Source organism: Roseomonas sp. USHLN139 (genome assembly GCF_037145735.1).
Taxonomy (GTDB): domain Bacteria; phylum Pseudomonadota; class Alphaproteobacteria; order Acetobacterales; family Acetobacteraceae; genus Pseudoroseomonas.
In genome coordinates, this window is sequence record NZ_JBBCWY010000021.1 from 20,082 (window position 1) to 32,921 (window position 12,840).

Genomic DNA, 12,840 nt, shown 5'->3' on the forward strand with positions numbered 1-12,840 from the left:
GTGACCCGAGAGTTGCGTGCGCCGTTGCGCGCGCGAAAGGTTAGCGGCGTTCTCTTCAGGGACGCGGGAGGCCCGGCCAGGGCCGACAGCACCGCGCGCCTCTGAAAGCGCAGAGGAACGGTTATGGCGAAGAAGATCGTCGGCTACATCAAGCTGCAGATCCCGGCGGGCAAGGCGAATCCCTCGCCGCCGGTCGGCCCCGCGCTGGGTCAGCGCGGCCTGAACATCATGCAGTTCGTGAAGGAATTCAACGCGGCGACGCAGCAGATGGAGCCCGGCACCCCGACGCCGGTCGTCATCACCGCGTATTCGGACCGCACCTTCTCCTTCATCACCAAGACGCCCCCGAACACCTACTTCCTGCTGAAGGCGGCCAAGCTCGAGAAAGGCAGCCAGACTCCGGGCAAGGGTGGCGTGATCGGTCGTCTGACCAAGTCGCAGCTGCGCGAGATCGCGGCGACCAAGATGAAGGACATGAACGCCAACGACGTGGAGGCCGCGGTGCGCATGCTCGCCGGTTCCGCCCGCTCGATGGGCATGTCCGTGGTGGAGGGCTGATCCATGGCCAAGCAGGGCAAGCGTCTGAAGGCCGTCTACGCCGGTCTCGACACCGACAAGCAGTATGCGCTGGCTGACGCCATCGCGACCGTGAAGTCGGTCTCCAAGGCGAAGTTCGACGAGACCGTCGAGATCTCGATGAACCTGGGCATCGACCCGCGCCATGCCGACCAGATGGTCCGCAGCGTGGTCTCGCTGCCGCACGGCACCGGCAAGACCGTCCGCGTCGGCGTCTTCGCCCGCGGCGCCAAGGCCGAGGAAGCGACCGCCGCCGGCGCCGACGTGGTCGGTGCGGACGACCTGGCCGCGCTGGTGCAGGAAGGCAAGATCGAGTTCGATCGCTGCATCGCGACCCCGGACATGATGGGCCTGGTCGGCCGCCTGGGTAAGATCCTGGGCCCGCGCGGCCTGATGCCGAACCCGAAGCTCGGTTCCGTGACCATGGACGTCAAGGGCGCGGTTGCCGCGGCCAAGGCCGGCCAGGTCGAGTTCCGCGCCGAGAAGGCCGGCATCGTGCATGCCGGCATCGGCAAGGTGTCCTTCGGCACCGAGCAGCTGGTCGAGAATGCGCGCGCCTTCGTCGAGGCGATCAACCGCGCCAAGCCGACCGGCGCCAAGGGCACCTACGTGAAGAAGGTGGCCGTGTCCTCCTCGATGGGCCCCGGCCTTAAGGTGGACGTCAGCACGCTGCAGGCCTGAGGCCTGGCGTGACGAGATACGCGCCCCGGCTCCGCCGGGGCGCGGGCAGGGGGCCGGCCATCCGGCGGGCCCCCGGAACCTGTCCGAGAGCGCATGTGGCCTATTCTGGCCTTAAGGGGGCAGCCGCCCCGCAGGCGTGAGATGGGAATGCCGAGAGATCCAGGTCGTGCCCGCTTCGGCGGCGCGGCGTGATGGGCTTGGTCTTCCGCAGACTCAGACAGTCTTAGTTGGGGCGTCGCCGGGCTGTGGGTCCGGGGATGTCCCCGTGTGAACCGGTCGGGACCCTTCCAAAAGGTCACGACCACCGTTTGGAGACGGGAGTTGGATCGTACGGAGAAGCGTGCGTTCGTTGCCTCCCTCGCAACGGTGTTCGCTGAGACGAACTTCGTGCTGGTTGCCCAGAACAAGGGCATGACGGTGGCGGATGTGTCGGCTCTGCGGCGCCAGATGCGGGCGGCGGGCGCGACGTATAAGGTCGCGAAGAACCGGCTGGCCGCCCTCGCCCTCGACGGCACGCGCTTCCAGGGCATCTCGCCGCTGCTGAAGGGTCCGACCGCGCTCGCGTGGTCGACGGATCCGGTCGCGGTGGCGAAGACTGCCATGGATTTCGCCAAGGGGAACGACAAGTTCGTGATCCTGGGCGCGGCGCTCGGAACCCAGGTGCTGAACGCCGATGGCGTCAAGGCCCTGGCCGCGCTGCCGTCGCTCGATATCCTGCGCGGGCAGCTGGTGGGTCTGATTCAGACCCCGGCCACCCGGATCGCCGGCGTGCTTCAGGCACCGGGCGGTCAGGTTGCGCGGGTTCTGGCGGCTTATGCCAAGAAGGACGAGGCGGCCTAACAGGCTACCTTTCGCGGAAGACCCCCGGTGGCCGTGCTTTGCCAACCGGGGATTGCATTCATCACGCCAAGCGATTACATCGAAGGATAGAGAACCATGGCCGATCTCGTGAAGCTGGTTGACGAGCTCTCCAGCCTGACCGTTCTGGAAGCCGCTGAGCTGTCCAAGCTGCTGGAAGAGAAGTGGGGCGTCTCCGCCGCCGCTCCGGTGGCCGTTGCCGCCGCTCCGGCCGCGGGCGCTGCCGCCCCGGCCGCCGAGGAGCAGACGGAGTTCACCGTCATCCTCGCCAACGCGGGTGACAAGAAGATCAACGTCATCAAGGAAATCCGCACCATCACCGGCCTGGGCCTGAAGGAGGCCAAGGATCTGGTCGAGGGCGCGCCGAAGACCGTGAAGGAAGGCGTTTCCAAGGACGAGGCCGAGAAGATCAAGAAGGTCCTCGAGGAGAACGGCGCGAAGGTCGAGGTCAAGTAAGACCTTCCCGGCCGTGCCGGTCCTTTGCGGGGCCGGCCGGCCGGGGCAGACTGAACGCGAAACGGGCAGGAACCCACCCGGGGGCCTGCCCGCGACTGCGTTGCGAAGGGCGATCCCGGATGGGATGCCGGCGCAGCGCGCGATGAGCGGGTACCCGCCGGCCGGGGCGGTTGGGCCGGAGCGAAGGGAAGCAGGACGGGCATGAACGCAATCACGAAGTCGTTCACCGGGCGGAAGCGCATCCGGAAGTCTTTCGGGCGGCTGCCCGAGGTGGCGCCGATGCCGAACCTCATCGATGTGCAGCGCGCCTCCTACGAGGCCTTCCTGCAGATGGGGGTGGACCCAGACGCGCGGACGAACACCGGGCTTCAGGAAGTGTTCAAGTCGGTCTTCCCGATCGACGATTTTGCCGGGCGTGGCCGCCTGGAGTTCGTCCAGTACGAGCTCGAAGAGCCCAAGTATGACGTGGAAGAGTGCATCCAGCGCGGGCTGACCTTTGCCGCCCCGCTGAAGGTGCGGCTGCGCCTGATCGTCTGGGACGTCGACGAGGACACTGGCTCCCGCTCCGTCCGCGACATCAAGGAGCAGGATGTCTACATGGGCGACATGCCGCTCATGACGGACAACGGCACCTTCATCATCAACGGCACCGAGCGCGTCATCGTCAGCCAGATGCACCGCTCGCCGGGCGTCTTCTTCGACCATGACAAGGGCAAGACGCACAGCAGCGGCAAGTATCTCTTCGCCGCGCGCGTCATCCCCTATCGCGGCTCCTGGCTCGACTTCGAGTTCGACGCCAAGGACATCTGCTACGTCCGCGTCGACCGCAAGCGCAAGCTGCCGGCGACGACGCTGCTGCTCGCCCTGGAATCCGCCCGTACCGAGGCGCTGCGCGCCGAGCGCGGCACGGCGCTGGAGCCGGGCGAGGTGCGCGGCATGGATGGCGAGGAAATCCTCAACACCTTCTACAAGCAGGTGATCTTCAGCCGCGGCCAGAAGGGCTGGAGCCGTCCCTTCGAGCCCGACGCCTTCCGCGGCCTGAAGCTGATCGAGAACCTGGTCGATGCCGGCACCGGCGAGGTGGTCGCCGAGCGCGACACCAAGCTGACGCCGCGCCTGGCGCGCAAGATCGCCGAGAACGGCACCAAGGAGGTGCTGGTCGGCCGCGCTGACCTGCTCGGCCGCTATGTCGCCGAGGATCTGGTCGACCTGAACACCGGCGAGATCTGGGCCGAGGCCGGCGACGAGCTGACCGAGCCGAAGCTGGCCGCCATCGAGCAGGCCGGCATCGACGCGCTGCCGACGCTGGCGATCGACCAGACGGTCGGCCCCTGGCTGCGCAACACGCTGACGGTGGACAAGAACACCAGCCGCGACGAAGCGCTGATGGACATCTACCGGGTGATGCGCCCGGGCGAGCCGCCGACGCCGGAGACCGCCGAGGCGCTGTTCCGCGGCCTGTTCTTCGACGGCGAGCGCTACGACCTCTCCACGGTCGGCCGCGTCAAGATGAACATGCGCCTGGGCTTCAGCCTGGACGACGTGCCGGACACCGTCCGCACGCTGCGCAAGCAGGACATCCTGGCGACGCTGCGCACCCTGCTCGAGCTGAAGGACGGCAAGGGCCAGATCGACGACATCGACAACCTCGGCAACCGCCGGGTGCGTTCGGTCGGCGAGCTGATGGAGAACCAGTACCGCGTCGGCCTGCTGCGCATGGAGCGCGCGATCAAGGAGCGCATGGGGTCGGTCGATATCGACACCGTCATGCCGCATGACCTGATCAACGCGAAGCCGGCCGCCGCCGCGGTGCGCGAGTTCTTCGGCTCCTCGCAGCTGTCGCAGTTCATGGACCAGACCAACCCGCTGTCGGAAGTGACGCATAAGCGCCGCCTCTCGGCGCTTGGCCCGGGCGGTCTGACCCGCGAGCGCGCCGGCTTCGAGGTGCGCGACGTGCACCCGACGCATTACGGCCGCATCTGCCCGATCGAGACGCCGGAAGGCCCGAACATCGGCCTGATCAACTCCCTGGCCACCTTCGCCAAGGTGAACAAGTACGGCTTCATCGAGACGCCGTACCGCCTGGTAAAGGACGGCAAGATCACCGGCGCGCCGCGCTACCTCTCCGCCATGGAGGAGGAGAAGCTGGTCGTCGCCCAGGCCGATGCCGAGGTGAACGCCGAGAGCGGCGAGTTCCTCTCCGACCTGGTCTCGGTCCGCCAGGGCGGCGACTTCCGCCTGGTCAAGCCCGAGGAAGTGACGGCGATCGATGTCTCGCCGAAGCAGCTGGTCTCGGTCGCCGCGGCGCTGATCCCGTTCCTCGAGAACGACGACGCCAACCGCGCGCTGATGGGCTCCAACATGATGCGGCAGGCCGTGCCGCTGGTGCGTTCCGACGCGCCGCTGGTCGGCACCGGCATGGAGGCCGCGGTCGCCCGTGACTCCGGCGCGACTATCGTCGCCCGCCGCGAGGGCGTGGTCGACAGCATCGACGGCGCCCGCATCGTGGTGCGCGCCACCAACGAGGATGGCACCACCCGCGGCGTCGACATCTACCGGCTGCGCAAGTTCCAGCGCTCCAACCAGTCGACCTGCATCAACCAGCGCCCGCTGGTGAAGGTGGGCGACCAGGTCGCGCTGGGCGACATCATCGCCGACGGCCCCTCGACCGAGCTGGGCGAGCTGGCGCTGGGCCGCAACGTGCTCGTCGCCTTCATGCCCTGGAATGGCTACAACTTCGAAGATTCCATCCTCATCAGCGAGCGCATCGCCAAGGATGACGTCTTCACCTCGATCCATATCGAGGAATTCGAGGTGATGGCCCGCGACACCAAGCTGGGCCAGGAAGAGATCACCCGCGACATTCCGAATGTCGGCGAGGAAGCGCTCCGCAACCTCGACGAGGCCGGCATCGTCTATGTCGGCGCCGAGGTGAACCCGGGCGACATCCTGGTCGGCAAGGTGACGCCGAAGGGCGAGAGCCCGATGACGCCGGAAGAGAAGCTCCTTCGCGCCATCTTCGGCGAGAAGGCGTCCGACGTCCGCGACACCTCGCTGCGCCTGCCGCCCGGCACCACCGGCACGGTCGTCGATGTCCGCGTCTTCAACCGCCGCGGCGTCGACAAGGACGAGCGCGCGATGGCGATCGACCGCGCCGAGATCGAGCGCCTGGCCAAGGACCGTGACGACGAGAAGGCGATCCAGGAGCGGTCGTTCCACTCCCGTCTGCGCGAGCGCCTGCTGAACCAGAAGGCCTCGGGCGGCTTCAAGGGCGTCAAGGCCGGCACCCCGATCACCGACGAGGTGCTGGAGCAGTTCGCCAAGGCCACCTGGCGCCAGATCGGCGTCCAGGACGACGCCATCATGGTCGAGATCGAGGCGCTGAAGCGCGAGTTCGACGCCGCCGTCGAGAAGCTGCAGAAGCGCTTCGAGTCGAAGGTCGAGAAGCTGCAGCGCGGCGATGAGCTGCCGCCTGGCGTGATGAAGATGGTCAAGGTCTTCATCGCGGTGAAGCGCAAGCTGCAGCCGGGCGACAAGATGGCCGGCCGCCACGGCAACAAGGGTGTCGTCTCCCGCGTCGTGCCCGTCGAGGACATGCCCTTCCTGCCGGACGGCACCTCGGTGGATCTGGTGCTGAACCCGCTGGGCGTGCCCTCGCGCATGAACATCGGTCAGATCCTGGAGACCCATCTGGGCTGGGCCTGCGCCAATATCGGCAAGTCGATCGGCGAGCTGGTCGAGGACTACCGCCGCGCCGGCGCCGCCCGCGAGGCGCTGCTGGACAAGCTGCGCGAGGTCTATGGCCAGGAGATCTTCGATCGCGACATCGAGGACATGACCGAGGACCAGCTGATCGAGCTGGGCGAGAACCTGAAGAAGGGCGTGCCGATCGCGACGCCGGTCTTCGACGGGGCGCGCATCTCGGACATCGAGACGATGCTGACCAAGGCCGGGCTGAACACCTCGGGCCAGACCACGCTGATCGACGGCCGCTCCGGCGAGCCCTTCGAGCGCAAGGTTACGGTCGGCTACATCTACATGCTGAAGCTGCACCACCTGGTCGACGACAAGATCCACGCCCGTTCGATCGGCCCCTACTCGCTCGTCACCCAGCAGCCGCTGGGCGGCAAGGCGCAGTTCGGTGGCCAGCGCTTCGGCGAGATGGAGGTCTGGGCGCTCGAGGCCTACGGCGCCGCCTACACCCTGCAGGAAATGCTGACGGTGAAGTCGGACGACGTCTCGGGCCGCACCAAGGTCTACGAGGCCATCGTGCGCGACCAGGACAGCTTCGAGGCCGGCATCCCGGAATCCTTCAACGTGCTGATCAAGGAACTGAAGTCCCTTGGTCTGAACGTCGATCTGGAGAACCGGCCCAGCTGATGCTGCCCGCACCGTGCTTGATGATTCAACTTTGCTCAGCCGCGTCGGGGACTCCCCGGCGCGGCGGCCGCACCTTTGAGAGGATGGCCGCATGAACGAGCTGATGAAGATCCTGGGCCAGACCGGCCAGGCCGTCACCTTCGATCAGATCAAGATCACCATCGCCAGCCCGGAACAGATCCGGTCCTGGTCCTATGGCGAGATCAAGAAGCCCGAGACGATCAACTACCGGACCTTCAAGCCGGAGCGGGACGGGCTGTTCTGCGCGCGCATCTTCGGTCCGATCAAGGACTACGAGTGCCTGTGCGGCAAGTACAAGCGGATGAAGTTCCGCGGCATCATCTGCGAGAAGTGCGGCGTCGAGGTGACGCTGGCCAAGGTCCGGCGCGAGCGCATGGGCCATATCGAGCTGGCCAGCCCCGTCGCGCATATCTGGTTCATGAAGTCGCTGCCTTCGCGCGTCGGCCTGATGGTCGACATGTCGCTGAAGGAGCTCGAGAAGATCCTGTACTTCGAGTCCTATGTGGTGCTCGAGCCGGGTCTGACCGACCTCAAGCTGCACCAGCTGCTGACCGAGGAGCAGTTCGTCTCCAAGCAGGATGAGTTCGGCGAGGACGCCTTCTCCGTCGGCATCGGTGCCGAGGCGGTGAAGCAGATGCTGGGCAGCATCGACCTCGAGAAAGAATCCGAGCGGCTGCGCGCCGACCTCAAGGAGACCACCTCCGAGGCGAAGCGCAAGAAGCTGGTCAAGCGCCTGAAGATGATCGAGTCCTTCCGGGAGGGCGGCGCCCGTCCGGAATGGATGATCCTCGACGTCGTGCCGGTGATCCCGCCCGAGCTGCGCCCGCTGGTGCCGCTGGATGGTGGCCGCTTCGCGACCTCGGACCTGAACGACCTGTATCGCCGCGTCATCAACCGCAACAACCGCCTGAAGCGGCTGATCGAGCTGCGCGCCCCCGACATCATCGTGCGCAACGAGAAGCGCATGCTGCAGGAATCGGTCGACGCGCTGTTTGACAACGGCCGCCGCGGCCGGGCGATCACCGGCGCCAACAAGCGCCCACTGAAGTCGCTCTCCGACATGCTGAAGGGCAAGCAGGGCCGGTTCCGCCAGAACCTGCTCGGCAAGCGCGTCGACTATTCGGGCCGTTCCGTCATCGTCGTCGGGCCGGAGATGAAGCTGCACCAGTGCGGCCTGCCGAAGAAGATGGCGCTGGAACTGTTCAAGCCCTTCATCTACTCGAAGCTCGAGAAGTACGGCCACGCCACCACCATCAAGGCCGCCAAGCGGATGGTGGAGAAGGAGCGTCCCGAGGTGTGGGACATCCTGGAAGAGGTCATCCGCGAGCACCCGGTGATGCTGAACCGGGCGCCGACGCTGCACCGCCTGGGCATCCAGGCCTTCGAGCCGGTCCTCGTCGAGGGCAAGGCGATCCAGCTGCACCCGCTGGTCTGCACCGCCTTCAACGCCGACTTCGACGGCGACCAGATGGCCGTGCACGTCCCGCTGAGCCTTGAGGCGCAGCTGGAAGCCCGCGTGCTGATGATGTCGACCAACAACATCCTCAGCCCCGCCAACGGCAAGCCGATCATCGTCCCCAGCCAGGACATCGTCCTCGGCCTCTACTACCTCTCCCTGGAGACGCCGGAGTTCCGCGCCGCCCAGAAGGAGCTGGAGGAGATCCGGGCGGCGATCAGCAGCGCCAATGGCAAGGCCGTCGACAAGCTGTCGGCCGCCGAGCTGAAGGCGCTCGAGCATCGCCCGCATGTCTTCGGCGATCTCGGCGAGGTCGAGCAGGCGCTGGCCGCCGGCAGCATCACGCTGCACACGGCGGTGATGGCCCGCGTCCCGGCGCCGACGGCCGAGAACGGCAAGCGGATGGAGACGGTGCTGACCACCGCCGGCCGCATGATGATGGGCGCGCTGCTGCCGCGCGACCCGCGCACGCCCTATGGTCTGGTCAACCGCCAGCTGACCAAGAAGTCCATCTCGGACGTCATGGACGCGGTCTACCGCCATTGCGGCCAGAAGGAGTCGGTGATCTTCGCCGACCGGCTGATGGCGCTGGGCTTCCGCCAGGCGGCCAAGGCCGGCATTTCCTTCGGCAAGGACGACATGATGATCCCGGCCGAGAAGGAAGGGCTCATCGCGCGCACCAAGGGCGAGGTGAAGGAGTTCGAGCAGCAGTATCTCGACGGCCTGATCACCGCCGGCGAGCGCTACAACAAGGTCGTCGACGCCTGGTCGCGCTGCACGGACGAGGTCGCGACCGCGATGATGAAGGAGATCTCCCGCCAGGAGGTCGGCCGCGTCACCAACAGCGTCTGGATGATGTCGCATTCCGGTGCGCGTGGCTCGCCGGCACAGATGCGCCAGCTGGCCGGCATGCGCGGCCTGATGGCCAAGCCCTCGGGCGAGATCATCGAGCAGCCGATCATCGCGAACTTCAAGGAAGGCCTGTCGGTCCTCGAGTACTTCAACTCGACCCACGGCGCCCGCAAGGGCCTGGCCGACACCGCGCTGAAGACCGCGAACTCGGGCTACCTGACGCGCCGCCTGGTCGACGTGGCGCAGGACTGCATCATCGTCGAGGTCGATTGCGGCACCGAGCGCGGCATCACCGTGCGCGCCGTGATGGATGGCGGTGAGGTGGTGTCCTCGCTCTCCGAGCGGATCCTGGGCCGCACCGTGCAGCGCGACATCCATGATCCGGTCACCGGTGAGCTGATCATGGCGCGCAACACGCTGGTCGAGGAGCCGGATGCGGAGCGGGTCGAGAAGGCCGGCGTCGAGGAAGTCTATATCCGCTCGGTGCTGACCTGCGACGCGCGCTCCGGCGTCTGCGGCCATTGCTACGGCCGCGACCTGGCCCGCGGCACGACGGTGAACATCGGCGAGGCGGTCGGTGTCATCGCCGCGCAGTCGATCGGCGAGCCGGGCACGCAGCTGACGATGCGCACCTTCCACATCGGCGGTGCCGCCCAGCGCGGCGCCGAGCAGTCGGCGGTGGAAGCCACCGGCGACGGCACCGTGGTGGTGGTCAACCGCAACGTCGTGGCGAACAGCCAGGGTGCGGCGATCGTCATGGCGCGTAACTGCGAGATCGTGCTGTCGGACAGCAACGGCCGCGAGCGTGCCCGCTACCGCGTGCCCTATGGCGCCCGGCTGCTGGTGGGCGCCGACGGCCAGGCCGTCACCCGCGCCCAGAAGCTGGCCGAGTGGGACCCGTTCACCCTGCCGATCATCACCGAGAAGGGCGGCACCATCGAATATGCCGACCTGATCGAGGGCGTGACCCTGGTCGAGCGGCAGGACGATGTGACCGGCCTCTCCTCCAAGGTGGTGGTCGACTACAAGCAGGCGGCCAAGGGCGCCGATCTGCGTCCGCGCATCATCCTGAAGGATGAGAAGGGCAATATCGTCCGCCTGGCGAATGGTGCCGAGGCCCGCTACTTCCTGTCGCCCGACTCGATCCTGTCGGTCGACAATGGCGCCTCGGTCCAGGCCGGTGACGTGGTGGCCCGCCTGCCGCGCGAATCCTCGAAGACCCGCGACATCACCGGCGGTCTGCCGCGCGTCGCCGAGCTCTTCGAGGCGCGCCGGCCGAAGGACCACGCGATCATCTCCGAGATCGACGGGCGCGTGGAGTTCGGCAAGGACTACAAGGCCAAGCGCCGCATCCTGGTGGTGCCGGAGCAGGTTGGCGACGAGCCGCCGGTGCCGCGCGAATACCTGGTGCCGAAGGGCAAGCACGTCTCGGTGCAGGAAGGCGACTACGTCAAGGCCGGCGACCCGCTGGTCGACGGTCCGCGCGTCCCGCACGACATCCTGCGGGTGCTCGGTGTCGAGGCGCTGGCCAACTACCTGGTGAACGAGATCCAGGACGTCTATCGACTGCAGGGCGTGAAGATCAACGATAAGCATATCGAGGTGATCGTCCGCCAGATGCTGCAGAAGGTGGAAATCCTCGATCCGGGCGACACCACCTTCCTGGTTGGCGAGACGGTCGAGCGCATCGAGTTCGAGATGGAGAACGAGAAGCTGCTCGCCCGTAAGGAGCGCGTCGCGCGCGCCGAGCCGGTGCTGCAGGGCATCACCAAGGCCTCGCTGCAGACGACCTCCTTCATCTCGGCCGCCTCCTTCCAGGAGACGACCCGGGTGCTGACCGAGGCGGCGGTGGCCGGCAAGGTCGACTACCTGGCGGGCCTGAAGGAGAACGTGATCGTCGGCCGGCTGATCCCGGCGGGCACGGGCTCGGTGATGAACCGGCTGCGGGCGCTCGCTGCCCAGCGCGACGGCCAGCGTCTGCCCGGCCAGGGCGCGCTGCCGAAGCCCGGCGCCCAGGCGGCCGAGTAACGGAATCGGCGGGGCCGGCCTGCTGGCCCCGCCAAAAACCTCGCGCCCGGCGTGACCTGGTCTATAAGGCAGGTTGCTGCGGCGCCTCCCGACTCGGGGGGCAGGAGGCGGCCGGGGGAGACCCCGGCCTTTTGCATGGGAGACGCACCCGTTGCGGGGGCGGATTCGATGGTCAGGGGGTGCGGCGTGCTTGACTCATGGGGGGTCAACACGTAGTTTCCGCGCCCTCGACGGGGTCTTGTTCGCCATAGGGACAGGGCCTGCGGAGTTCTGGACGACAGGTTCTGAGCAACCGGTGCCGCAGCCTCTAGGGCTGCTGAGACCGGGGCAGGGCAAAGCCCGATGGGACGGCGCGACGCGCCGTTCGGTCGGGTGCTCCTGTTTGGCGAAGGGCCTGGGCGTTGGAAGTAAAGGGCACGAAGGGGCGTCATGCCGACGATCAACCAGCTCATCGCCAACGGGCGTGAGCCCAAGCCGAGCCGCAACAAGGTTCCGGCCTTGCAGGGCTGCCCGCAGAAGCGCGGCGTCTGCACGCGCGTCTACACCACCACTCCGAAGAAGCCGAACTCGGCGCTGCGTAAGGTGGCCAAGGTTCGCCTGGTGAACGGCCAAGAGGTCGTGAGCTACATCCCGGGTGAGGGTCACAACCTGCAGGAACACTCGGTGGTTCTGATCCGCGGCGGCCGCGTCAAGGATCTTCCCGGCGTGCGCTACCACATCCTGCGCGGCGTGCTCGACACGCAGGGCATCGCCAAGCGGCGCAAGCGGCGCTCGCTGTACGGCGCGAAGCGGCCGAAGTAAGGGATAGAGAGCGATGTCGCGTCGCCACAGCGCCGAGAAGCGCGAAGTTCTGCCGGACCCGAAGTTCGGCGATCTCGTCCTCAGCCGTTTCATGAACGTGCTGATGTATGACGGCAAGAAGAGCACGGCCGAGCGTATCGTCTACGCCGCCATGGACACCCTGAAGCGCCGCGGCGGTCCGAACAGCGACCCCCTGCGCCTGTTCCATGAGGCGATGGACAATGTGAAGCCGGCTGTCGAGGTGCGCTCGCGCCGCGTCGGCGGTGCCACCTACCAGGTGCCCGTCGAGGTTCGCCCGGAGCGCCGCCAGGCCCTGGCCATCCGCTGGCTCATCGAGTCCGCCCGCAAGCGCGGCGAGCACACGATGGAAGAGCGCCTGTCCTCCGAGCTGATGGACGCGGCGAACAACCGCGGCTCGGCCGTGAAGAAGCGCGAAGACACGCACCGGATGGCCGAAGCCAACAAGGCCTTCAGCCACTACCGCTGGTAACGACACCCGATCGGGGACGAAGACGATGGCGAAAGCTAAGTTTGAGCGGAACAAGCCGCACTGCAACATTGGTACGATCGGGCATGTCGACCACGGCAAGACGTCGCTGACGGCGGCGATCACCAAGGTCCTGGCGAAGTCGGGCGGCGCGTCCTTCACCGCCTATGACCAGATCGACAAGGCTCCCGAGGAGCGCGCGCGCGGCATCACGATCTCGACCGCCCATGTCGAGTACGAGACG

The 12,840-nt window shown here is 67.1% G+C and carries 9 protein-coding genes; all 9 read left to right on the forward strand.

Features of this window, described 5'->3' with window-relative positions; genetic code table 11:
* Positions 1 to 123 precede the first annotated feature (123 nt).
* Entirely contained in the window at positions 124 to 558 is a 435-nt protein-coding gene (gene rplK / locus WFI16_RS26365; RefSeq protein WP_076955621.1) for a 50S ribosomal protein L11, read from the forward strand.
* Between the two features lie 3 nt (positions 559 to 561).
* The gene (gene rplA / locus WFI16_RS26370) at positions 562 to 1,257 is read left to right on the forward strand and encodes a 50S ribosomal protein L1 (RefSeq protein WP_419900832.1); all 696 of its coding nucleotides are present in this window, start codon (positions 562 to 564) and stop codon (positions 1,255 to 1,257) included.
* Between the two features lie 321 nt (positions 1,258 to 1,578).
* A complete protein-coding gene (gene rplJ, locus WFI16_RS26375; protein ID WP_419900833.1) occupies positions 1,579 to 2,097 on the forward strand; it encodes a 50S ribosomal protein L10 in 519 nt (172 codons plus the stop codon).
* 96 nt (positions 2,098 to 2,193) lie between these two features.
* A complete protein-coding gene (gene rplL, locus WFI16_RS26380) occupies positions 2,194 to 2,571 on the forward strand; it encodes a 50S ribosomal protein L7/L12 (RefSeq protein ID WP_419900834.1) in 378 nt (125 codons plus the stop codon).
* Between the two features lie 201 nt (positions 2,572 to 2,772).
* Positions 2,773 to 6,951: a DNA-directed RNA polymerase subunit beta gene (gene rpoB, locus WFI16_RS26385; protein WP_419900835.1), complete on the forward strand. Its 4,179-nt coding sequence runs from the start codon at positions 2,773 to 2,775 to the stop codon at positions 6,949 to 6,951.
* A 91-nt stretch (positions 6,952 to 7,042) separates the two neighbouring features.
* Positions 7,043 to 11,308: a DNA-directed RNA polymerase subunit beta' gene (gene rpoC, locus WFI16_RS26390; protein ID WP_419900836.1), complete on the forward strand. Its 4,266-nt coding sequence runs from the start codon at positions 7,043 to 7,045 to the stop codon at positions 11,306 to 11,308.
* Between the two features lie 429 nt (positions 11,309 to 11,737).
* A complete protein-coding gene (rpsL, locus tag WFI16_RS26395) occupies positions 11,738 to 12,109 on the forward strand; it encodes a 30S ribosomal protein S12 (protein ID WP_076955627.1) in 372 nt (123 codons plus the stop codon).
* A 13-nt stretch (positions 12,110 to 12,122) separates the two neighbouring features.
* A complete protein-coding gene (gene rpsG, locus WFI16_RS26400) occupies positions 12,123 to 12,599 on the forward strand; it encodes a 30S ribosomal protein S7 (protein WP_007004400.1) in 477 nt (158 codons plus the stop codon).
* A gap of 25 nt (positions 12,600 to 12,624) precedes the next feature.
* On the forward strand, positions 12,625 to 12,840 hold a 216-nt coding region (locus WFI16_RS26405; RefSeq protein WP_419900837.1), incomplete at its 3' end, for a GTP-binding protein.